Genomic DNA, 22079 nt, shown 5'->3' on the forward strand with positions numbered 1-22079 from the left:
GAAAGCGGACCTCCCGATGCCTATAAAACGGAAACATTAGTTGATGACGGGAGTGGGCAGCTCGCTTTCCCGTCGCCTGGACGAGAGGTGAGGATGCCCTGGAGTAATCAGAATGGTGGCGGCGGCCCATGGGGTGGCGGCGGCGATAATAACAATAACAACAATAATGGCGGTCCTTGGGGACAAGGGCCAAAGGCCCCACGTGGCGGCGGCCAGAACACACCACCTGATCTCGAAGATATTCTGCGCAAAGGACAAGATCGTCTGAAGCAGGTCTTCCCCGGTGGTGGTGGCAAGGGCGGCAGCAATCGCGGCGTTCTTTTCCTTATTGGCGCGGCAGTTGTCGGCTTCTGGCTCTTCCAGTCCGTCTATACCGTGCAGCCGGACGAACTTGCCGTCGAATTGCGCTTCGGCAAGCCGAAGGAAGAAGTGTCCGAACCGGGACTGCATTTCCATTGGTGGCCGATTGAAACCTATGAAAAGGCGCAGATCGTCGAAAAGCAGATCAATATCGGTGGGCAGGGCAACCGAAGTGCGACGCAGGGCCTGATGCTGACGGGCGACCAGAACATCGTCAACGTTCAGTTCTCGGTTTTGTATCGCGTTTCCGATCCGCAAGCCTATCTGTTTAACGTCGATAATCCGGATGCGATGGTGCAGCAGGTTTCTGAAAGCGCGATCCGTGAAATCGTTGGCCGTCGACCGGCTCAGGACGTTTTCCGCGACAACCGTTCGGCAATCGCATCCAGTGTTCGCGATATTGTTCAGCAGACGCTCGATACCTACAAAACGGGTATCCAGATCAACGCCGTTTCCATCGAAGATGCAGCACCGCCGCGTGAAGTGGCTGATGCCTTCGATGAAGTGCAGCGTGCCGAACAGGACGAAGACCGTTTCGTGGAAGAATCGAACCAGTATTCGAACCAGAAGCTCGGTCAGGCTCGTGGTGAAGCAGCCCAGCTTCGCGAAGAAGCAGCCGCTTACAAGAACCGTGTCGTTCAGGACGCGGAAGGTGAGGCTCAGCGTTTCAGCTCCGTTCTGGGTGAATACCAGAAGGCGCCGGAAGTGACGCGTAACCGTCTGTTCCTCGAAACCATGGAACAGGTGCTGAAGAGCACCAAGAAAGTTATTGTCGAACCTGGAAAGGATGTCGTGCCTTATCTGCCGCTGAACGAACTCATGCGCCAGCAGCCACGCCCAGGCGTGAATGCGACCACGACGACCCCGAGCGGAGGTAACCAGTAATGGCTCAGAACAGGCTCCCAATCATTGGCGGCATTATCGCCGTCATCGCTTTCCTGATCTACTCCGCCACGTTCATCGTATCCGAGCGTCAGCAGGCTATCGTGCTTCGCTTCGGTCAGATCGTTGATGTGAAGACGGAACCGGGCATCTACTTCAAACTACCTTTTGGCTTCCTTGATGCAGATACTGTGCAGTTGATCGATGATCGCCTGCTGCGCTTCGATCTGGACGATATCCGCGTTCAGGTTTCGGGCGGCAAGTTCTATGACGTCGATGCGTTCCTCGTTTATCGCATTACCGATGCGCGCAAGTTCCGTGAAACCGTTTCGGGCAGCACGCTGCTTGCCGAGCAGCGTCTTCGCACGCGTCTTGATGCTGCATTGCGTAGCGTTTACGGCCAGCGCGGATTCGAAGCGGCACTTTCGGAAGAGCGTGGCGACATGATGCGCGAAGTGCGTGACCAGCTTCGTCCCGATGCAACGTCGCTTGGCTTGACCATCGCCGATGTGCGTATCCGTCGTACCGATCTGACGGCTGAAGTTTCGCAGCAGACCTATGACCGCATGAAGGCAGAGCGTCTTGCCGAAGCAGAGCGCCTGCGTGCCCGTGGCCGTGAAGCTGCCCAGCGCATCCGCGCTGTCGCGGATCGTCAGGTCGTCGAAACGATTGCAGAAGCACGCAAGGAATCGGAAATCCTTCGTGGTGAAGGCGATGCGCAGCGCAGTGAGATCTTCGCAGGCTCTGCAGGCAAGGACCCTGGTTTCTTCGCCTTCTACCGCTCGATGTCTGCTTATCGTGAAGCCCTTGAGACCCCGGATACAACGCTGGTTCTCTCGCCGGACTCGGAGTTCTTCAAGTTCTTCCGTGATGCTGGCGGCAAGCTGGCAACGCCTGCCCAGTAACAACCGGGTCAAACGCTCATGAGCGATTTTTTAGCCGCCGTAGGTCTTCTCTTCGTTCTCGAAGGGCTGCTCTACGGCGGCTTTCCTTCCTTGGCGAAGAAGCTTGCTCGTGAAGCGAGTGAGACGCCGGAGAACATGTTGCGCATTGCCGGGATTGCAGCGCTCGCAATCGGCGTCGGCATTGTTTGGCTTGTCAGGGGATAAGCCGCTTTCCTTCCGTTATTTATTGTCTGTAGTCTATGCGGGGCCGTAAACAGGCCGTATTTTGCAGCGATCAAGCCTTAGTACATCTATCGCTAATCAAACGACTGCAAGCAAACAGGAACGGAGCAGGGCTTCATGGCAATTGCACCAAAGGCGGGATTTGCTCGCACCCTTTTCGCAACCGTGGCATTGGGGGCGATGACCGTCGCTGGCACTCTTTCGGTAGGGACACCTCCGGCAATCGCGGCTCAGGGACCGGCTTCCGTTGCCGATCTGGCCGAAGGGCTGCTGGATGCAGTGGTGAACATCTCGACCTCACAGACCGTCAAGGAAGATGGCGAAGGTGACGGTGCGGTTCCGATGCCGCAGGTGCCGGAAGGCTCTCCATTCCAGGAATATTTTAAGGACTTCTTCGGTGACAAGGGCGGCGCGCAAGGCGACGAGTCGCGCAAGGTCCAGTCGCTGGGTTCCGGCTTCGTCATCGATGCCGAAAAGGGCTTCATCGTAACGAATAATCACGTCATCGCCGATGCGGATGAGATCGAAGTCAATTTCAACGATGGGTCCAAGCTGAAAGCGGAACTGGTCGGAAAAGACATTAAGACCGATCTGGCGATCCTCAAGGTGGATCCGTCCAAGCACAAGCTGAAGGCCGTAGAATTCGGTAATTCGGAAAAGGCGCGTATCGGCGACTGGGTCCTTGCGATTGGCAATCCCTTCGGTCTTGGTGGAACGGTGACTGCGGGCATTATTTCGGCCCGCAAGCGAGATATCAATTCCGGTCCCTATGATGACTTCATCCAGACCGATGCGGCCATCAACCGTGGCAATTCCGGTGGGCCGCTGTTCGATATGGATGGCAAGGTGATCGGTATCAACACTGCAATCATCTCGCCCTCGGGCGGCTCTATCGGTATCGGCTTTGCCATCCCTGCGGAAATGGCTGTGGGTGTTATCGACCAGCTCAAGGAGTTCGGTGAAGTTCGCCGTGGCTGGCTTGGTGTACGTATCCAGCCTGTTACCGAGGATATCGCTCAGAGCCTTGGACTGAAGGAAGCCAAGGGCGCGCTGATTGCCGGGCTGATCGAAAATTCCGGCGTCGACAACAAGGCCATTGAAGCCGGAGATGTCGTGATCCGCTACGAAGGCAAGCCGGTCGACACCGCCCGCGATCTACCGCGACTGGTTGCGGAAACCCCGGTCGGCAAGGACGTCGAGATCGTCGTGGTTCGTCAGGGTGAGGAAAAGACGGTGAAGGTCAAGCTCGGACGTCTGGTCGAGGATGACAAGAGCACCGAAGCTGCGACGGAAGATCAGGCTCCGCTGCCCGAGGGCGAGGGCGGTGATGAAGGTGCGGAAACGCCGGATACGTCAAAAAAAGAACAGAAGAGTGACGCTGCCCCGAGCGTTCTTGGAATGAAGCTCAGCGAGCTGAATGACGATGTTCGCGGAGAATTTGGCATTGCCGAAGATGTAGAAGGCGTTGCTGTTCTTTACGTCGCTCCTGGTTCAGCTGCTGGCGAGAAGCGTATCGAAACCGGCGATGTTATCGTCGATATCGGGCAGGTGAACGTGAAGACGCCGGAAGACGTGAAGAAGCGCATTGATGCGCTGCGCCGCGAAGGACGCAAGAATGCACTTATGATGCTGGCTTCTCGTTCGGGGGAACTGCGTTTCGTGACTGTCCGGATCAATTGATCCTCAATTGAATGTACTGCTGAAGCGGCATTGCAGGGAAATCTGCAATGCCGTTTTGTTTTGCGGTTTGAATCACTTGGCGCCAGAACCGTACAAAGAGATTCGAGTACTTCCTTATTTGTCGTTCGAAATGGCAGAGCCTTCTGTTTCATTCGCCTCCGGTATGCTATGGACCGGCGCCATTCGGAGTAGGGTGAGTTGGAAACAGTCGATATTGTGGTCATAGGCGCTGGCGCGGCAGGCATGATGTGTGCCATCGAGGCGGCCAAACGCGGGCGTTCCGTGCTGGTCGTGGATCACGCAAAGGCAGCAGGTGAGAAAATCCGTATATCGGGCGGTGGTCGCTGCAATTTCACCAATCTTCATGCAAGTCCGAAAAATTATCTCTCACAGAACCCGCATTTTTGTATCTCTGCTATGAGCCGCTACACGCAGCGCGACTTCATTGCGCTCGTGGAACGTCATCGTATCGCCTATCACGAGAAGACACTCGGGCAGCTCTTCTGTGATGGCTCGGCGTTGCAGATAATTGAAATGTTGCTGGGGGAAATGAAGCGCCATGGCGCGCGACTAAAGCTTGGTTGCAGTGTCAGTTCGGTCGAAAAATCCGCACATGGTTTTACGCTTCAGCTAACGGATGGACCTGTTCGCTGTCGATCACTGGTCGTGGCCTGTGGCGGGAAATCTATCCCGAAGATGGGAGCTACAAGCTTCGGCTACGATATCGCGACACAATTTGGATTGCGGATTGTCGAAACACGACCGGCACTGGTGCCATTGACGTTTGAACCCAACACACTTGAGCGGCTGAAACCGCTGGCCGGTGTTGCCGTCGATGCCGTTGTCTCCTGCGGCAAAACGAAATTTGCCGAAGCGATGCTTTTTACGCATCGTGGCATTAGTGGCCCTTCGATCCTGCAGATTTCTTCCTACTGGCGTGAAGGAGATGAAATCCGCATTGCGATGCTACCGGAGACGGACATTTTCGAAGCCCTGCGTGAGCAGCGCAAACAGAACGGCAAGCAGGCATTGCAGACCGCACTGGCGCTTTATCTTCCGAGGAAACTTGCGCAAACCATAGCCGAGGAAATTGGTGCGACCGGTCATCTGGCGGATATGTCGGACAAGATGTTTCGCCGTGTTGAGGCCGCGATAAACGACTGGCGCATCAAGCCCGCCGGCTCGGAAGGCTATCGTACGGCGGAGGTTACGCTTGGAGGGGTCGATACGCGCGATCTCGACTCCAAGACCATGGAAGCCAAATCCGTTCCCGGCCTTTTTTTCATCGGCGAGGTTGTCGATGTTACCGGCTGGCTCGGCGGCTATAATTTCCAGTGGGCATGGTCTTCGGGCTGGGTGGCTGGTCAGGCTGCCTGAATGCGGTAGACGGAATGAAGCTTCAAATGCGGAGTTTTATCCGGCACGCGCGGATGGTTGAAATCGCTCGACGGGTCGCCGGTCATGCCGATGCGACGCATGACGGCCGTAGACCGCTCATTATTATGGACGGCGAAGGAAACCACTTCGGTGAGGCCAAGGGTGCCGAAAGCATATTCGATCAGCGCTTTGCCCGCTTCGGTCACATAGCCTTTGCCCCAAAAGGGAGGGGCCAGCCGCCAGCCGATTTCAACGGTGCCATCCGGTAAATAAGGTTCAAGGTCAGTGCGGGCGAGACCGGCGAAACCGATGCACTGACCTTCTTCTTTTTCTTCCAGCGCATAGAAACCGAGACCCGTTTCAGAAATCATCTTCCGGAGGTGGTCGAACAGTTCATCCGATTGCGAGCGATTTCTACGAAAGGGAAAGAAACGCATGACTTCTTCATCTGAATTGATGACATGGAACAGGTCGCGGTCGTGATCTTCCCAGTTCCGGATGATGAGGCGTGGCGTTTCCAGAATGATCATTGAACGAAATCCGTCTTTCGATAGCCCTGAATATAGAGGAGGGCGGTCAGGTCGCCATGGTCAACCCGCATTCTGGCCTGCGCTGCCACAGTCGGCTTTGCGTGGAGTGCGACGCCAGTGCCTGCAAGCTGGATCATGCCGAGATCGTTCGCCCCGTCACCTACTGCGATTACATCATCTGGTGTGAGACCAAGGCGCTCGGCGATTTCCTCGAGTTTCTCGACCTTGGCTTCCCGGCCGAGAATTGGTTCTGTGACCAGCCCGGTCAGATGCAAACCATCGTCGATCAGCCTGTTCGCACGTTCTTCGTTGAAGCCGATCATTTCGGCGATACGCTGGGTGAATGAGGTGAAACCGCCGGACACCAGCGCCGTGTAAGCGCCATGTTTACGCATGGTGCGCACGAGTTCCGGGCCGCCGGGCATCAGTGTAATGCGGGTTGAAATGACCTTGTCGATTACGTTGAGCGGCAGACCTTTCAACAAGGCGACCCGCTCGCGCAAGGCTGGTTCGAAAGCGATCTCGCCGTTCATGGCGCGCGCGGTGATTGCAGCCACATGCTCGCGCAGCCCGGCTTCCTCTGCCAGTTCATCGATGCACTCTTGCTGGATCATCGTGGAATCCATGTCGGCAATCAGAATTTTCTTGCGTCGGTGCTCCTGTTCCTGCACCACCACGTCGACCGGCGCGCCATCAAGCGAATGGCGCAGCAGGGTTTCGGCTTCGTCACTGCTGATCCCCGATGGAAGCGCAATGTCGCAGGCAATGTTGTCGGCCAGCCAGTAGAGTCCAGTTGCGTTCACTGCCGCTGAGGCTTTAATCCCAAGCGCTGATGCAAGCGAGGCCTTGGCCGGATTGGCAATCAAAGTGGCGACGAGAGAAACCTGTTGGGACATGGAGAGCAATTCCGACGATGAATGAGGGTGCGATCACGAATGCAATCCTGATAGCTGGCCCGACGGCCAGCGGCAAGTCGGCACTTGCCATTCGCATGGCTCATGAGACCGGCGGTTTCATCGTGAACACCGATTCCATGCAGGTTTACGATGTTCTTGACCTTCTGACTGCGCGGCCGAACAAAGCGGATCTGGCTGCGGCAGAACATCATCTCTATGGACACGTCGCGCCATCGATGTCCTATTCGACCGGACGATGGCTGGACGATGTAGCTGACCTGCTAACGCAACCTGCCATGAAGCACAGGACCCCGATCTTTGTTGGCGGGACGGGGCTTTATTTCAGAGCGCTTCTCGGTGGACTGTCGCAGATGCCAGAGGTGCCGGGTGATGTTCGCGCCTATTGGCGAGGACGGATGGAGATGGACGGTCCAGAAAATCTTCACCGGCTTCTCAGCGAACGTGACCCGGAGATGGCCGCAACCCTTCAACCTTTCGACAGCCAGCGCATCGTTCGGGCGCTGGAGGTTTTTGAAGGCACTGGAAAGTCGCTTCTTGTATGGCAACAGACGAAAGGGCAGGCACTGGTAGACGATCATAGCGCCCGCAAGATCGTCTTGCTGCCGGACCGGACATGGCTTTCAGAGCGTATTGCCCGGCGGTTTGCCCTGATGTGGGACAATGGTGCGATTGACGAAGTAAAGGCATTGCTGGTGCTTGATCTCGACCCGGCATTGCCTGCAATGAAGGCCATCGGTGTGCGTGAAATCACGGCATTTTTGCAAGGCTCGATGTCGCGGGAAGAAGCCATTGAACGTTCGGTTATCGCCACCCGGCAATATGCAAAGCGTCAGTCGACCTGGTTTCGAAATCAGCTTGATGATAGCTGGTGCACGCACGCAAATTCCGATGATGCCTTCGCTCAATTAACGACAACGAAATAACTCGCTGGCACTCTCTGAAACAGGAGAGGTGGGCGCGGGCTATGCGGTTTCATAAATCGGAACGGGCATTTTTTATTCTGATTGTTCTGATGTTCGGTATCGGGCTGTTGCTTTATCAAGCTCGTGTCGACATCGGACAATTGCAGACATTGCCTCTTGATGCGGGCGCCTATGAACTGGTTTCGAGACTCGACCAGCTGAACCACGTCACAATCTGGGTGCTGATTGCGACAATCGCTTGCGGGTTGTTCCTGATCTATCCCCAAATTCGCACCGATGCGCTGGACCACGGCAAACTGCAGGTCATCACGCAGGATCTTTCCGAACGGTCGCAGACCCTCGAACATGCTGCGTTGACGGACAGCCTGACTGGTATGCAGAACCGGCGCTATTTCGACGAGGCGCTAAAGGAATATCTGGTCCAGTTTGACCGTATACAGCGGCCTGTCGGACTGATGATTATCGATCTCGATCACTTTAAGGCCGTGAACGATACCTACGGACATGACATTGGCGATGTCGTGCTGCAGGAGGTGGCGCGGTGTCTCAAGGACTATACACGGTATCATGATGTTGTCGCCCGGCTTGGTGGCGAGGAGTTCGCAGTCCTTGCGCCGAACATGGACGCGGAATTGATGATCAAGCTTGCTAATCGTATTCGCAAGGCCATATCGACGCTCGAAATCGATCTTGGCGATGAAAAGCTTGGCGTTACCGTCAGTATCGGTCTTGCGATATGGGATCGGCGCGAGACCTCGAAAGATCTCTATCGTCGCGCTGACAAGATGCTCTATGCCGCGAAGAATATGGGCCGTAACCGCGTCTGCGCCTAGCTTCAGGCTGATAGGATTTTCGGATTCGCTACACTATCTAGCGCTCGCGATCCTTGCGAAAGCTGCGCACCAGTTCGCCCATCTTCTCAATACTCTGTTTTGTGTCGAGACTGAGTGATGTTTGTGGCCTCGGCGAAGAAGATGAGCGATGGTAAGCTTCGTCGGTAGGCGCTTGGTCACGGCGACTGGTAGAGACTGGGCTGCCCCACAGATTATCCTCGTCTCCGAGTTGGTCCACCGGTTCCGTCTGTGAACTGTTCTCAAAAGCACGTAATTTTTCAACGATACGGTCGAGGGATATCTTTTCGTCGTTGCGCCAGCTGGAAAGAGCGCTCTCGCTTTTGCTGCGTCCGGGAAGCTGATGAGGTGGGATGGTTTCGAATGTGAGACGCATCGGTGTTGAGAACGCTTCGCCGAAGGCTATCGCTTCGCGGTTGGCGATGGATGACAGGAAGCCTGCCATGCTCTGTGCGCCGCCGCGAATGGCACCTTTGATGATTTCCTGATCACGTTCATTACCGAGCCGCATCGCAAAAATCGAATTGCACTGTGAGAGGATCGTTGGATCAAGCTCGCCGGGGCGCTGGCTTATAACTCCGAGATAGGAACCGTATTTTCGACCTTCTTTGGCAATTCGGGATATTGCCTGCCTTGTCGGCCAGAACCCGGCGTCGCGGTCGGTTGGAATATAGCGGTGGGCTTCCTCGCAGATTACCAGTGTCTGTAGGCTGCCCTCACTTGAAAGGGCGATATCGAATGCCAGTCTGCACAAGACGGAAGCAACAGCGTTGACAACCTCGGATGGTAAGCCTGCAAGCTGGAATGTGCAGATGGGTTTTCCGTTCAGCGGGATGCGAAAAATCCGGCCAATGGCCTGTCGCATTGTTTCCGAGCCGCCAGTTACAGCGAACATGAAACGGAAGCGGGGATCGGCAGAGATCGATTCAAGCCGAGCTTTGAGGCTGCGCAGATAGGGACGTTCCGCCTTGCTGTCGAGGAGACCCATACGCTCATCGATGAGGGCTATCAGGTCAAGCAGACGGTAGGCGATGGGCGTGTCGGCGCTGACGCTCTGGCGGTCGGCAAGCTGCCGTCGCAATGTTTTCGCGGCTGACAGTTCTGTGCCCTGCATTTTTTCGCGGGCTAGCTGGACCAGATCACGCAATATATCGAGTTCCATCGGGTCCGGCGCGCGCCCGCGAAAGATCACATCTGCAAATTCATCCAGCCGCAGCATCCAGAATGGCAGTTCGATATTCGTCTGATCGACCGCCACGGCCAGATCGGGAAATGCGCTCGCGAACTCATTGTGTGGATCAAGAATGAGCACACGCAGATTGGGCTTTTCGGCGACGATCCGGCGTAGCAGCAGGATGACTGCGCTCGACTTGCCGACGCCCGTTGTGCCGACGATAGCGAAATGCCGGGAGATAAGATCATCGACCGATATGTAAGCCGGAACGGTTGCGTCCTGCGTGAGTGTACCGATTGAAACGCTGCTGTGACCTGTTTGCGCATAAATGGCGGCAAGGTCGGTGGCGCGGATACGGTGAGCAATAGCGCCGGGATGGGGAAACTGCGAAATACCGCCGTTGAAAGTGGTCTGCCCGGTCGGTTGCACGCGAACTTCACCCAGAAACTCGACATGGACATGGAGCGTGTTGTCACCGCCGCGTATCCAGACATCACCGGGAACAAGCACGTTGCGGATGAGTCCCACGACGCGATTGTCGCCTGCCTGAATGGATATAAGCTGACCTACGGCCCAATAATCGTCAGATGCTGCCGAAGAGGGGCCTGATAGCGCTGAGACGATGGCACTCTCGCCATCGCATTGGATGACATAGCCTTCCGTGCGATTGCGCTGCACATATTCGCTCTGTTCTCGCGCGTTGGAACTGTCCCCAATTTCGCTCATGCTGCCCACTCCGCCCCAACTTTCAACAGGAGGTTTCGTGTCAGGATAAGAATCTTCCGTTGAAATAAAGTTATCGTTTGGGGCGGGTGAGCCTAAGAAAATATCGCGGGCGATGTATTTATGCGTTGACGACGCCAAATCCGGCTATTAGTGTCCGCCACCATGAACACGATTATTATTCTTGTGGTACGGGCGCGCATGGGCAGGATGGTGTAACCATCCGGCGAAAGCTCCCATGCGCGAAAGACAGGCTCCCTCGGGGGCCTTTTTTATTATCCAAATCAGAAATGAAATGCAGACGACGGGAAGAGAACAATGACTGCAGGTAAACGTGAGGCGGACGCAAACGCCGCAGAAACGCAGGAAGCAAGCAATCCACGCGAAATGACCGGCGCAGAAATGGTCATTCAGGCTTTGATCGATCAGGGTGTGGAGAGCATCTTCGGTTATCCCGGCGGCGCTGTGCTTCCGATCTATGACGAACTGTTCCAGCAGGACAAGGTTCAGCACGTTCTGGTCCGACACGAGCAGGGCGCAGGACACGCTGCGGAAGGCTATGCGCGTTCGACCGGCAAAGTCGGTGTGATGCTTGTTACCTCCGGTCCGGGTGCGACCAATGCAGTTACGCCGCTGCAGGATGCCCTGATGGATTCCATTCCGCTGGTTTGCATTTCTGGTCAGGTTCCGACAACGCTGATCGGCTCCGATGCGTTTCAGGAATGCGATACGATTGGTATCACGCGCCCCTGCACCAAGCACAACTGGCTGGTGAAGGACGTCAACGATCTGGCGCGCATCCTGCATGAAGCCTTTCATGTCGCTTCCACCGGTCGTCCCGGTCCCGTTGTGGTCGACATTCCGAAGGATATCCAGTTCGCCAAGGGTATTTACACGCCACCGGAAACCGCGCCGCGCACCAGCTACCGTCCGGTTCTCGACGGCAAGGCGCAGGCAATTTCGGACGCCGTTCGTCTGCTCGTCAATGCAAAGAAGCCCGTCATCTATTCTGGCGGCGGTGTGATTAATTCCGGCCCGGCAGCTTCCCGTCTGCTGCGCGAGCTGGTTGAGATCAGCAATTTCCCGATCACATCCACGCTGATGGGGCTGGGCGCCTATCCGGCCTCCGGCAAGAATTGGCTCGGCATGCTCGGTATGCATGGCACTTACGAAGCCAACATGACCATGCATGACTGCGATGTCATGCTGTGCGTCGGTGCCCGTTTCGATGACCGTATTACCGGACGTCTGAACGCATTTTCTCCGAACTCGAAGAAAATTCATATCGATATCGACCCATCCTCCATCAACAAAAGCGTTCGCGTTGATGTTCCGATCATCGGCGATGTTGCGCATGTTCTGGAAGATATTGTTCGGCAGTTCCGTGCCTCTGACAAGAAGCCGGAAAAGCAGGCAATCGGTGCCTGGTGGGAACAGATCGATCGCTGGCGTGCCCGCAATTCGCTCGCCTATGCGCCGAACAAGGACGTCATCATGCCGCAATATGCAATTCAGCGGCTTTATGAACTGACCAAGGATCGGAAGACTTACATCACCACGGAAGTTGGTCAGCACCAGATGTGGGCTGCGCAATTCTATGGCTTCGAGGAACCGAACCGCTGGCTGACCTCTGGTGGCCTCGGCACCATGGGTTACGGCCTGCCGGCAGCGCTCGGAGTACAGATCGCACACCCTGATGCACTGGTTATCGATATCGCGGGCGATGCCTCGATCCAGATGTGCATTCAGGAAATGTCGGCTGCCATCCAGCATAATGCGCCAATCAAGATATTCATCCTGAATAACCAGTATATGGGCATGGTGCGCCAGTGGCAGCAGCTCCTGCATGGCAATCGCCTGTCGCACTCCTATACCGAGGCGATGCCGGATTTCGTGAAGCTGGCTGAAGCCTATGGCGCACATGGTATCCGTTGTGACAAGCCGGGCAACCTCGATGCCGCCATTCAGGAAATGATCGACATCGACAAGCCGGTTATTTTCGATTGCCGCGTGGCAAATCTCGCCAACTGCTTCCCAATGATCCCATCGGGTAAGGCGCATAACGAAATGCTGTTGCCGGATGAAGCAACGGATGAAGCTGTCGCCAACGCCATCGATGCCAAGGGCCGCGCGCTCGTCTGATCCGGAGGAAAGAAATCATGAATGCACAGAACCTAGCTTCCGGATCGGCCTATTTCATTGCAGCCGAAACGCAAACGCCGGAAACGCATACGCTTGCGGTACTCGTTGACAACGAGCCGGGTGTCCTTGCCCGCGTGATCGGTCTTTTCTCCGGACGTGGCTACAATATTGAAAGTCTGACGGTTTCGGAAACCGAGCATGAAAAGCACTTGTCGCGCATTACGATTGTGACGCGCGGCACGCCGCACGTGCTTGACCAGATCCGCCACCAGCTGGCCCGGATTGTTCCAGTTCACCGCGTCGTCGATCTCAGCCATCGCGCCTCTGAGCTTGGCCACGACCGTCCGGTTGAACGTGAACTGGCACTGGTGAAGGTTGCCGGCAAAGGTGAGGCGAGGGCGGAAACGCTTCGTCTTGCCGACGCGTTCAAGGCCAAGGTGGTTGATGCGACGACGGATCACTTCATCCTGGAGATCACCGGGAAGACTGCCAAGATTGATCAGTTCATCTCGATCATGAAGCCACTCGGACTGGTTGAGACCTGCCGTACGGGTGTTGCAGCCATGAACCGTGGCCCGGAAGGCATGTAAAAGCTTTCAACTGAAATCGATACAATATGTTTGAAAACCGGCACAATGTTTCGATTGTGCCGGTTTTTTATTGAGCTAATTTGTCCCCATAAATTGGGGCCGTCCTATGTCTGTTGAAATTTTTCTGGCGCTTCTTGTCTTCGCCTTCGTGTCGTCCGTTACGCCGGGGCCAAATAATCTCATGCTTCTGGCATCAGGCGTAAACTTTGGTTTCCGTCGAACGATCCCGCATATGCTGGGGATCGGTGTGGGCTTCTTCGTGTTGCTGCTTGCGATCGGCTTCGGGCTCGGCGCTTTGATCGAAACGGTGCCGTCATTCTATGCCGCGCTGAAATTCGCTGGTGGCGCCTATATGCTCTACCTTGCCTGGAAGATTGCTATGTCGCGTTCCATCGGAGAGGCAAAGCATCGAGATAAAGCTGAGCCAATGACTTTCTTGCAGGCAGCGGCATTTCAATGGGTCAATCCGAAAGCCTGGGTAATGGCGATCACGGGAATTGCCACCTATGCCAATCACGACAACTATTATGTCGCCGTGCTCCTGGTCAGCTCCGCCTTCGCGATTGTGAATTTGCCGAGCGTTTCGGTCTGGGCAGGGTTTGGCACATTGCTGCGCAACTGGCTTTCTGACCCTGTTCGATTGAAATGGTTCAACCTTATCATGGCCCTGCTGCTCGTTCTGAGCCTATGGCCGATGCTGAAATAGAGAATGAAGAGGCGAATTATGAACCAGCTTCCAACTTATGATGATGTTATTTCGGCCGCAAAGCAGATCGAAGGATACGCACACCATACGCCGGTGTTCACGTCGTCAACTATCGACCGCGAAACCGGCGCTCAGTTCTTTTTCAAGTGCGAGAATTTCCAGCGCATAGGTGCCTTCAAATTTCGTGGTGCTTTCAATGCTCTGTCGCGGTTTACGGATGAGCAAAAAGCGCGAGGCGTGTTGGCTTTCTCGTCCGGTAATCACGCGCAGGCGATCGCGCTTGCGGCAAAACTGCTCGGTATTGGCGCGACTATCATCATGCCTGAGGATGCGCCGCGCGCGAAACTTGATGCAACGCGAGGCTACGGCGCGAAGGTTGTGACCTATAACCGTTACGAAGAAGACCGCGATGTGCTTTCGAAGCGTCTGGCCGAAGACGGTGGGCTGACCCTCATTCCGCCATTCAATCATCCGGATATCATCGCCGGGCAGGGAACTGCGGCAAAGGAATTGATTGAGGAAACCGGTCCCCTCGATGCCCTGTTCGTCTGTCTTGGCGGTGGTGGCCTGTTGGCCGGTTCGGCGCTAGCGGCAAAAGCCTTGTCGCCGGAATGCGACGTCTACGGTGTCGAGCCGATGGCGGGAAATGATGGCCAGCAGTCGTTCCGCTCCGGCAAGATTGTGCACATCGACGTGCCGAAGACCTTGGCGGATGGCGCCCAGACACAAGCTCTTGGCGACATGACCTTTGCCATCATCCGCGAAACTGTTCGTGATATTCTGGCCGTTAGCGACGATGAACTGGTTGACGGTATGAAATTCTTCGCCAGTCGGATGAAAATGGTGGTCGAACCGACAGGCTGTCTCGCTTTTGCTGGCGCACGACAGATGGCGTCGAAGCTGCAAGGCAAGCGTGTGGGGGTGATCGTCAGTGGTGGCAATGTCGATCTTGACAGATTTGCAGCGCTGGTGAGCAAAACCGTTTGATCACGGTTTGATCTTGTTTTCGGGCGGCGAATCCTGTCTGAAAGGATCATGCAGTTTTCACCGGAACAGGATCAGGCGCTGAAGGCCGTCGGGCAGTGGCTCAAAGACGGCCGCAGCCCTATTTTCAGATTGTTCGGCTATGCGGGTACGGGCAAGACGACGCTCGCCCGCTATTTTGCCGAGCATGTGGATGGCGATGTGCAGTTTGCGGCCTTTACCGGCAAGGCGGCACAGGTGCTGCGCTCGAAAGGCGCTAGCAACGCACGCACGCTTCATTCGCTGATCTATCGCCCACGTGGCGAAGAAGCGATTGAGGACGAAACGACTGGCAAGACTTCCATCGCGCCGACCTTCTCGCTTAACCGGCAGAGCCCTGTCGCCAAAGCGGCGATGATCGTCGTGGACGAATGTTCCATGGTCGATGAGGCGCTGGGGCGGGATTTGATGAGTTTCGGCACACCCATCCTCGTTCTTGGCGATCCGGGGCAATTGCCGCCGATTTCCGGCGGCGGCTTTTTCACGGAACACGAGCCGGATTATCTTCTGACCGAGATTCATCGTCAGGCGCAGGACAATCCGATCATCCGTATGGCGCTTGATGTGCGGGAAGGGCGTGAACTTCCTTATGGTGACCATGGCGCTGCAAAGGTTATCGGAAAAGGCGACGTCAATCAGGAGATGGTGTTAGCCGCCGATCAGGTGCTCGTCGGTACCAACCGGACGCGCCGCCGCTATAACCAGCGCCTTCGGGAGCTAAAAGGCTTTACTGCTGATTACCCGCAGGCTGGCGACAAACTGGTTTGCCTGCGCAACGATCCTGCCAAGGGACTTCTCAACGGATCGCTCTGGAAGGTGATGACATCGTCCAAGGAAACGGTGAAGCCCGGTATCAATCTGCTGGTTACACCTGAGGATGATGATCGCGGTGTGGCGAAGATCAAGCTGCTGAAGGCGCAGTTCGAAGACCCCGACAGTGAAATTCCGTGGCAGACCAAGAAACGCTACGACGATTTCGATTACGGTTATGCTTTGACTGTGCACAAGGCACAGGGCTCCCAATGGGATGAAGTCGTGCTCTTCGATGAAAGTTTTGCGTTTCGCGATACGCGTGAGCGGTGGCTTTATACGGCGATCACGCGGGCTGCCGAACGTTTGACCATTGTAAAATAATTACTCGTCTGTCGGTCGGGCACTCAGCCATTCCCAGGCCTCGTTTTCTTCGTCTGCTTCGAAAGCGCGAAGTTCTATCGACAGGAAAGGCTGCATGAGGGTTATGCTGGCCTGTATCCACAGGGGGCCGCCGACGATTGCATAGTGGCGAAGCTTTTTCAGGGATTTGGAGCGCATGGACAGCATGCTTTCCGAGAATGCAGCCGTCCAGTCGAAACCTTCATATCCGGTTAGGCGGATCAGGAGGTCAATTTCTTCATGTGTTTCGTAAGCTGCGTCAAGAAGCCCGTAGAGGTTCTCCAATGACGCATCGTCGAGATGTCCTTCGATTGCAAAAGCAAAAACGTCTTCCCGGTTTGTTGGAATGCGGCGAATGACGGGTATGTCCTCATTTCGCATCATAGACCTCCATCATTGATCAGATTTAAACGTCGAAGCGGGGGCAAAGGTTGCGGACAGTCTCCAAATTGATGCGAACTGGAAAAACTATGCAAACCCAGATTGTTGCAGGCAGATTTCATGGTTGGGGATTGCGGCTGCGGTGCGACGGCAAAGCACTCACATTTTTTCGTGGCAGGCGTTATAAAGCGGGATATCTATCCGGGAGTCTCCAATGCCTGCGAAATTATCGGTCAATCTCAATGCTGTTGCGATGCTGCGAAATCGGCGTGATTTGCCTTGGCCAAGCGTTACCGGTCTGGGCCGCGCTGCGCTTGCCGCAGGCGCTGCGGGATTGACAGTGCATCCGCGTCCCGATCAGCGTCACATCCGGTTTTCCGATCTGGGTGATATACGCGCTTTGATCGATGATGAGTTTCCGCAAGCGGAGTTCAATATCGAAGGTTTTCCAAGCGAAGCATTTCTCGATCTGGTGGAGAAACATCAGCCTGAGCAGGTGACGCTCGTTCCTGATGATCCAACACAGGCGACCTCGGATCATGGATGGGATTTCGTGTCGAGATCTGACTTTCTGGCTCCTATCGTGGCCCGTTTGAAAGCGGGCGGAATGCGGGTGTCATTGTTCGCCGACCCCGATCCGCTTGGATACGAACGCGCAGCTGCTATCGGTGTGGACCGTGTGGAGCTCTATACCGGCCCTTATGGTGCTACCTATGATGACCCGGCAGCCGCAACACGTGAACTGGATCGACTGGAAAAGGCTGCAAATGCCGCTACGGCGCTAGGCCTCGATATCAATGCGGGGCATGATCTTACAGTAGACAACCTGCCGGCGCTGGTAAAACGTATCCCTCAGTTGAGTGAAGTTTCCATTGGACATGGATTGACCGCCGATGCACTCATGTATGGAATGCCGGTAACTGTAAGCCGCTATATTGCGGCATTGGCATAAGATGTTAGTTAATGCGCTTGGTGCATGGCTCGGGTTGAAGCTTTGCAAAAAGCGCATTTGCATTCGGGTGAGACAAGCTTTAGGCGTCCGCCACTATTCAGATGCGTTGGGGGACGCAGGATCGTATGAGGGAAGCATTGAAGCAGTTTTCCGACGTCTGCTTTCTGCGCCGAGGCAGTTCTATTGCGGTTGCATTCGGACGAATTGCTACGTTCAATCGATACCAAGCTTATGATTAAAGCTGATTTGGGAAACGGTGCGGCGACGATGCGGCAATTCGCAACTTTTTGCGAATACACTCATTATCTGAAATCGATCTCCAGTAACTCCAGCCAGAATCTTTTCAGGAAGTTGCGAGGTGCCTGCATATGAGCGGCGAGCTAAATGGCAATGACACGCCCACACAGGCCGCTATGCCTGCCGTTGGTGTTCCTGAAAGCGTCGCTTTTGCTGAAGATGCCGAGCAGCACAATGAGAGCATGAAAACGCTGGTGCTTGGGGCGCTGGGCGTTGTCTACGGTGACATCGGCACCAGCCCCATCTATGCTTTTCGTGAAGCCCTTCATGCGGCGGCGAGCGATGGCATTCTCGCCCGCAGTGACATTCTGGGTGTTGTTTCTCTGATCTTCTGGGCACTGACGCTGGTTGTGACCATCAAGTATGTGCTGTTTGTTCTGCGCGCCGATAATAACGGCGAAGGCGGCATTCTTTCGTTGATGGCTCTTGTCAGAGGTGCGTTGAAAGGCCGGCCTGACCTTATCTTGGGGGTAGGCATCTGCGGTGCGGCGCTGTTCTTCGGTGACGCGGTCATTACGCCCGCAATCTCCGTTCTATCGGCGATGGAAGGTCTTGAGATTGTCGCTCCTGATCTTACTCCGTTCGTTGTTCCGATAACTGTCGTCATTCTTGTGACGCTGTTTTCGGTCCAGAAACTCGGCACTGGCAAGGTGGCCATCGTCTTCGGACCGATTATGGCATTGTGGTTTTTGGCGCTGGGTGCGTCGGGTCTCTGGCATATTTTCGATGATCCTACGGTGATGGTGGCGCTGAATCCCTATTATGCTGTACGCTTTCTGATGATCAGCCCGGGCATTGCCTTTATCACGGTTGGTGCCGTGTTCCTCGCAATGACCGGTGCCGAAGCTCTTTACGCCGATCTCGGTCATTTTGGACGCAAGCCAATCGTTCGCGCATGGCTTTGGATCGTGTTCCCATGCCTTCTGCTCAACTATTTTGGGCAGGCAGCCTTCATCCTTTCACATGGCGAAGCCGCTGCATTGCCATTCTTCCAGATGATGCCGAGCTTCGCGCTGTTGCCCATGGTCCTGCTGGCAACTGCAGCGACTGTTATCGCTAGCCAGGCAGTTATTACGGGCGCTTATTCGGTGGCACGTCAGGCCGTTCAGCTCAACATTCTGCCGCGCCTTGAAATCCAGCACACCTCGGAAAAGCTGCACGGCCAGATTTATATTCCGCGCGTCAATCTGCTTTTAGGGCTGGCGGTGGTTATTCTGGTGCTCGGGTTCGAGAAGTCCAGCAATCTGGCCGCTGCATATGGCATTGCAGTTACCGGCAACATGCTGGTCACGACGGTCCTTCTCTATATCGTGATGACACGCATCTGGAATTGGCGCGTGAGCCGCGCCCTTCCGATTATTGTTGGCTTCCTGATCATCGATATTATGTTCTTCGGTGCAAATATCATCAAAGTCCATGAGGGTGGTTGGGCTTCGATTGGTATTGCTGCGATACTTGTTCTCATCATGTGGACCTGGGTGCGCGGAACGCGGCATCTCTTTAACAAGACCCGCAAGGCCGAAGTCCCGCTTGATCTGATCGTCCAACAAATGACCAAACGTCCGCCGACCATCGTGCCGGGCACGGCTGTATTCTTGACTGGCGATCCCAAAAGCGCTCCCACTGCGCTCATGCACAGCCTGAAGCACTATAAGGTTTTGCACGAGAATAACGTCATACTGACGGTTGTGACGGCATCGAAGCCATGGGTTTCAAGTGCCGACCGCGCGCGTGTATCCCAATATAACGAACGCTTCATGCAGGTGACGCTTACCTTCGGCTATATGCAGCAACCGAATATTCCACGAGCGCTCGGCATCTGTCGAAAGCTTGGCTGGAAATTCGATATCATGACGACGTCGTTCTTCCTGTCGCGCCGCTCGCTCAAGGCATCGGCCCATTCCGGCTTGCCGCTCTGGCAGGACAAGCTGTTTATCCTGCTTGCCCGAACGGCATCGGACGCGACCGAATATTTCCAGATCCCCACCGGTCGTGTGGTGGAAATTGGAACGCAGGTGAATCTGTAACTCATCTGAATTGATAGTTTTAAAGAGCGCTTTTCCGGTTTCGGGGAGGCGCTTTTTTGCATTTGTTGTCGATGAAAATTAATCCCGCTTTAGGCGACCGTAATTTTTGAAAACATGCTTGACCGCTGAAGAAACAGTAATTATGAATTGGGAACCGTACCGTACGGTACAAGGTGGAGGAAAAGACCCGTGACTGATACCAGCGACGAAATGCAGGCTCAAAAGCAGCAGGCTCTTTCGCCGCGTCAGAACGATGTTCTGGAGCAGGCGTTGCGCCTTCTAGTGGAAGGCGGGGACCGCGCTTTGACGACGGCAAGTATTGCTCGTGCCGCCAACTGCTCGAAAGAAAGCCTCTATAAATGGTTTGGCGATCGCGACGGTCTGTTGACGGCGATGGTTCGCTGGCAGGCATCGAAAGTTCGCGTCGTGCCGCTGACCCGTGAAAAGCTGGATGCGGAATCTCTTTTCTCGAGCCTGGAACATTTCGCGCGCGACTGGCTGCTGGTGCTGTCGGGAAAAACCTCCATTGCCCTGAACCGGCTGGCGGTGAGCCATGCGGCGTCCGGCAAGTCCACATTAGGTGATATCGTTCTGGCCAACGGCCCTGTGGCCATGGCCAAGCGCCTCAAGCCCATTCTCCATATGGGGCAGGAGGCACGTTTGCTGGCCTTCGACGATATCGATGAGGCATTTCGCACGTTTTTCGGGCTTGTCGTCCGGGACATGCAAATACGGTTGCTGCTTGGCGACCATCTGGAACTGACTGACGACGTGGTCATCCGGGACGCCCGGCGCGCCACCAAGCAGTTTTTCGCCCTCTATGGGGCCTAATCACATCGGTGAACGCAAGGAAGCCGAAGAACAATCTGAACGAAGGGAATAAGGAAATGCGCGTTTACTACGATCGGGATGCAGACGTTAACCTGATCAAGTCGAAGAAGGTGGTTATCGTCGGTTATGGCAGCCAGGGCCGCGCCCATGCGCTGAACCTCAAGGATTCCGGTGCCGCTAACGTGCGTGTGGCCCTTCGTGAAGGTTCTGCGACCGCGAAGAAGGCACAGGCTGACGGCTTCGAGGTGATGAATGTTGCTGACGCCGCCAAGTGGGCCGATCTCATGATGATGGCAACGCCTGACGAACTGCAGGCTGATATCTACAAGGAACACATTCACGACAATCTCCGTGATGGCGCGGCAATCGCTTTCGCTCATGGTCTCAACGTGCATTTTGGCCTCATCGAGCCAAAGAAGTCGGTTGACGTCGTCATGATCGCACCGAAGGGCCCAGGCCATACGGTGCGCGGCGAATACCAGAAGGGCGGCGGCGTTCCTTGCCTCATCGCCATTCATCAGGATGCCTCGGGCAATGCTCATGATCTGGCTCTCTCCTACGCTTCGGGCGTTGGCGGCGGTCGTTCAGGCGTCATCGAAACCACCTTCAAGGAAGAGTGCGAAACTGATCTGTTCGGCGAGCAGGCTGTTCTTTGCGGCGGCGTGGTTGAACTGATCCGCACCGGTTTTGAAGTTCTGGTCGAAGCTGGCTATGCGCCGGAAATGGCTTACTTCGAGTGCTTGCACGAAATGAAGCTGATCGTGGACCTGATCTACGAAGGCGGCATCGCCAACATGAACTACTCGATCTCGAACACTGCAGAGTGGGGCGAATACGTCACTGGTCCGCGCATCATCACTGCTGAAACCAAGGAAGAAATGAAGCGCGTTCTGAAGGACATTCAGACTGGCAAGTTCACTTCCGATTGGATGCAGGAATATCGCGCAGGTGCTGCTCGCTTCAAGGGCATCCGTCGCAACAACGATAGCCACCAGATCGAAGAAGTCGGCGAAAAGCTCCGCGGCATGATGCCATGGATCGCAGCGAACAAGCTTGTCGACAAGGCTCGCAACTAAAATCGGCGGGGTTCAGGTTCTGGCCGTCTGCAAACGACATGGGCGCCAGAACCAGAATGCCATCTGGTTTTCGGCCGCGATGAAGGTCGAAAAGAGGGGGCGCTTCTTGCGCCCCCTTCATAGTTGGCACTCTATGGCCGGGTTGATCGTCAACGTAAGGCGAACGAAAAGAACCCAAATTCTGTGCCAGATTTTTCGTTTCGTGCACTTTGAGGCCCAAAACAATTCCGAATATCTTTATTCCATAGAAGCATGGGAAAAGCTGTTCTCGCTTGCCGAAAAGTGCGCTAGAGCTTCACATCCAATAGCCAAGTTTTGAGGAGACTTAGCTATTACAAGTTCCGTAAAATGTACGGAT

20 protein-coding genes are annotated in these 22079 nt (G+C 55.3%); 16 read left to right on the forward strand and 4 right to left on the reverse strand.

Annotated features, from left to right (window positions below; translation table 11 throughout):
• Positions 1 to 93 precede the first annotated feature (93 nt).
• The 5 genes from hflK to OANT_RS09350 all read left to right on the forward strand — a co-directional run bounded on the left by hflK (position 94) and on the right by OANT_RS09350 (position 5426).
• Positions 94 to 1245, forward strand: a complete 1152-nt coding sequence (hflK, locus tag OANT_RS09330; protein WP_012091791.1) for an FtsH protease activity modulator HflK — start codon at positions 94 to 96, stop codon at positions 1243 to 1245.
• Positions 1245 to 2147, forward strand: a complete 903-nt coding sequence (gene hflC / locus OANT_RS09335; protein WP_010659764.1) for a protease modulator HflC — start codon at positions 1245 to 1247, stop codon at positions 2145 to 2147. The genes hflK and hflC overlap by 1 nt, the downstream gene beginning before the upstream one ends.
• An 18-nt stretch (positions 2148 to 2165) precedes the next feature.
• On the forward strand, positions 2166 to 2351 hold the full coding sequence (locus OANT_RS09340; protein WP_006467185.1) for a DUF2065 domain-containing protein: 186 nt from the start codon (positions 2166 to 2168) through the stop codon (positions 2349 to 2351).
• A 135-nt stretch (positions 2352 to 2486) separates the two neighbouring features.
• Positions 2487 to 4049, forward strand: coding sequence for a Do family serine endopeptidase (locus tag OANT_RS09345; protein WP_012091792.1), 1563 nt, complete (start codon positions 2487 to 2489; stop codon positions 4047 to 4049).
• Positions 4050 to 4247: 198 nt separating this feature from the next.
• Entirely contained in the window at positions 4248 to 5426 is a 1179-nt protein-coding gene (locus tag OANT_RS09350) for a BaiN/RdsA family NAD(P)/FAD-dependent oxidoreductase (protein ID WP_012091793.1), read from the forward strand.
• Here the strand turns inward: OANT_RS09350 and OANT_RS09355 are convergent.
• Positions 5414 to 5956 (reverse strand): GNAT family N-acetyltransferase, encoded by a 543-nt coding sequence (locus tag OANT_RS09355; protein ID WP_012091794.1) that lies wholly within the window; start codon positions 5954 to 5956, stop codon positions 5414 to 5416. The two genes, OANT_RS09350 and OANT_RS09355, sit on opposite strands and share 13 nt — an antisense overlap.
• Complete coding sequence (serB, locus tag OANT_RS09360; protein ID WP_012091795.1) at positions 5953 to 6852, reverse strand: phosphoserine phosphatase SerB; 900 nt, start codon at positions 6850 to 6852, stop codon at positions 5953 to 5955. The genes OANT_RS09355 and serB overlap by 4 nt, the downstream gene beginning before the upstream one ends.
• Before the next feature lie 17 nt (positions 6853 to 6869).
• Here serB and miaA point away from each other — a divergent pair, with 17 nt between their 5' ends.
• Both miaA and OANT_RS09370 read left to right on the forward strand, forming a co-directional pair.
• Positions 6870 to 7796 carry a tRNA (adenosine(37)-N6)-dimethylallyltransferase MiaA gene (gene miaA / locus OANT_RS09365; protein WP_012091796.1) on the forward strand — a complete coding sequence of 309 codons (927 nt, stop codon included), beginning with the start codon at positions 6870 to 6872 and terminating at the stop codon, positions 7794 to 7796.
• Between the two features lie 41 nt (positions 7797 to 7837).
• Positions 7838 to 8629, forward strand: a complete 792-nt coding sequence (locus tag OANT_RS09370) for a GGDEF domain-containing protein (protein WP_012091797.1) — start codon at positions 7838 to 7840, stop codon at positions 8627 to 8629.
• Between the two features lie 37 nt (positions 8630 to 8666).
• Here OANT_RS09370 and OANT_RS09375 read toward each other — a convergent pair whose 3' ends face one another.
• Complete coding sequence (locus tag OANT_RS09375; protein WP_010659771.1) at positions 8667 to 10547, reverse strand: ATP-binding protein; 1881 nt, start codon at positions 10545 to 10547, stop codon at positions 8667 to 8669.
• 315 nt (positions 10548 to 10862) lie between these two features.
• Here OANT_RS09375 and OANT_RS09380 point away from each other — a divergent pair, with 315 nt between their 5' ends.
• The 5 genes from OANT_RS09380 to OANT_RS09400 all read left to right on the forward strand — a co-directional run bounded on the left by OANT_RS09380 (position 10863) and on the right by OANT_RS09400 (position 16139).
• Positions 10863 to 12686 (forward strand): acetolactate synthase 3 large subunit, encoded by a 1824-nt coding sequence (locus OANT_RS09380; protein ID WP_012091798.1) that lies wholly within the window; start codon positions 10863 to 10865, stop codon positions 12684 to 12686.
• A 17-nt stretch (positions 12687 to 12703) separates the two neighbouring features.
• Positions 12704 to 13276: an acetolactate synthase small subunit gene (ilvN, locus tag OANT_RS09385; RefSeq protein ID WP_010659773.1), complete on the forward strand. Its 573-nt coding sequence runs from the start codon at positions 12704 to 12706 to the stop codon at positions 13274 to 13276.
• 106 nt (positions 13277 to 13382) lie between these two features.
• Positions 13383 to 13982 carry a LysE family translocator gene (locus tag OANT_RS09390; protein WP_010659774.1) on the forward strand — a complete coding sequence of 200 codons (600 nt, stop codon included), beginning with the start codon at positions 13383 to 13385 and terminating at the stop codon, positions 13980 to 13982.
• An 18-nt stretch (positions 13983 to 14000) separates the two neighbouring features.
• A complete protein-coding gene (locus OANT_RS09395) occupies positions 14001 to 14969 on the forward strand; it encodes a threo-3-hydroxy-L-aspartate ammonia-lyase (protein WP_012091799.1) in 969 nt (322 codons plus the stop codon).
• A 48-nt stretch (positions 14970 to 15017) separates the two neighbouring features.
• Positions 15018 to 16139: an ATP-dependent DNA helicase gene (locus OANT_RS09400; protein WP_010659776.1), complete on the forward strand. Its 1122-nt coding sequence runs from the start codon at positions 15018 to 15020 to the stop codon at positions 16137 to 16139.
• On the opposite strand, the gene OANT_RS09405 is transcribed toward OANT_RS09400, so the two are convergent.
• Positions 16140 to 16538: a SpoIIAA family protein gene (locus tag OANT_RS09405; RefSeq protein ID WP_012091800.1), complete on the reverse strand. Its 399-nt coding sequence runs from the start codon at positions 16536 to 16538 to the stop codon at positions 16140 to 16142.
• A gap of 214 nt (positions 16539 to 16752) precedes the next feature.
• Between OANT_RS09405 and OANT_RS09410 the strand changes: the two genes are divergently transcribed.
• The 4 genes from OANT_RS09410 to ilvC all read left to right on the forward strand — a co-directional run bounded on the left by OANT_RS09410 (position 16753) and on the right by ilvC (position 21721).
• Entirely contained in the window at positions 16753 to 17490 is a 738-nt protein-coding gene (locus tag OANT_RS09410) for a pyridoxine 5'-phosphate synthase (protein WP_012091801.1), read from the forward strand.
• Between the two features lie 368 nt (positions 17491 to 17858).
• A complete protein-coding gene (locus OANT_RS09415; RefSeq protein WP_010659779.1) occupies positions 17859 to 19814 on the forward strand; it encodes a potassium transporter Kup in 1956 nt (651 codons plus the stop codon).
• Positions 19815 to 20003: 189 nt separating this feature from the next.
• Positions 20004 to 20645, forward strand: coding sequence for a TetR/AcrR family transcriptional regulator (locus tag OANT_RS09420; RefSeq protein ID WP_010659780.1), 642 nt, complete (start codon positions 20004 to 20006; stop codon positions 20643 to 20645).
• Between the two features lie 56 nt (positions 20646 to 20701).
• Positions 20702 to 21721 (forward strand): ketol-acid reductoisomerase, encoded by a 1020-nt coding sequence (gene ilvC / locus OANT_RS09425; RefSeq protein ID WP_010659781.1) that lies wholly within the window; start codon positions 20702 to 20704, stop codon positions 21719 to 21721.
• Positions 21722 to 22079 lie beyond the last annotated feature (358 nt).

It is taken from the genome of Brucella anthropi ATCC 49188 (genome assembly GCF_000017405.1).
GTDB classification, from domain to species: domain Bacteria; phylum Pseudomonadota; class Alphaproteobacteria; order Rhizobiales; family Rhizobiaceae; genus Brucella; species Brucella anthropi.

Bases quoted from the DNA above. Each gene is read 5' to 3' on its own strand.
- OANT_RS09380 (WP_012091798.1), top strand. From the start codon at position 10,863: ATGACTGCAGGTAAACGTGAGGCGGACGCAAACGCCGCAGAAACGCAG.
- OANT_RS09390 (WP_010659774.1), top strand. From the start codon at position 13,383: ATGTCTGTTGAAATTTTTCTGGCGCTTCTTGTCTTCGCCTTCGTGTCG.
- OANT_RS09355 (WP_012091794.1), bottom strand. From the start codon at position 5,956: ATGATCATTCTGGAAACGCCACGCCTCATCATCCGGAACTGGGAAGAT.
- OANT_RS09395 (WP_012091799.1), top strand. From the start codon at position 14,001: ATGAACCAGCTTCCAACTTATGATGATGTTATTTCGGCCGCAAAGCAG.
- OANT_RS09400 (WP_010659776.1), top strand. From the start codon at position 15,018: ATGCAGTTTTCACCGGAACAGGATCAGGCGCTGAAGGCCGTCGGGCAG.
- ilvC (WP_010659781.1), top strand. From the start codon at position 20,702: ATGCGCGTTTACTACGATCGGGATGCAGACGTTAACCTGATCAAGTCG.
- OANT_RS09375 (WP_010659771.1), bottom strand. From the start codon at position 10,547: ATGAGCGAAATTGGGGACAGTTCCAACGCGCGAGAACAGAGCGAATAT.
- OANT_RS09345 (WP_012091792.1), top strand. From the start codon at position 2,487: ATGGCAATTGCACCAAAGGCGGGATTTGCTCGCACCCTTTTCGCAACC.
- OANT_RS09370 (WP_012091797.1), top strand. From the start codon at position 7,838: ATGCGGTTTCATAAATCGGAACGGGCATTTTTTATTCTGATTGTTCTG.
- OANT_RS09415 (WP_010659779.1), top strand. From the start codon at position 17,859: ATGAGCGGCGAGCTAAATGGCAATGACACGCCCACACAGGCCGCTATG.
- miaA (WP_012091796.1), top strand. From the start codon at position 6,870: ATGAATGAGGGTGCGATCACGAATGCAATCCTGATAGCTGGCCCGACG.
- serB (WP_012091795.1), bottom strand. From the start codon at position 6,852: ATGTCCCAACAGGTTTCTCTCGTCGCCACTTTGATTGCCAATCCGGCC.
- hflK (WP_012091791.1), top strand. From the start codon at position 94: ATGCCCTGGAGTAATCAGAATGGTGGCGGCGGCCCATGGGGTGGCGGC.
- OANT_RS09410 (WP_012091801.1), top strand. From the start codon at position 16,753: ATGCCTGCGAAATTATCGGTCAATCTCAATGCTGTTGCGATGCTGCGA.
- ilvN (WP_010659773.1), top strand. From the start codon at position 12,704: ATGAATGCACAGAACCTAGCTTCCGGATCGGCCTATTTCATTGCAGCC.
- hflC (WP_010659764.1), top strand. From the start codon at position 1,245: ATGGCTCAGAACAGGCTCCCAATCATTGGCGGCATTATCGCCGTCATC.
- OANT_RS09340 (WP_006467185.1), top strand. From the start codon at position 2,166: ATGAGCGATTTTTTAGCCGCCGTAGGTCTTCTCTTCGTTCTCGAAGGG.
- OANT_RS09405 (WP_012091800.1), bottom strand. From the start codon at position 16,538: ATGCGAAATGAGGACATACCCGTCATTCGCCGCATTCCAACAAACCGG.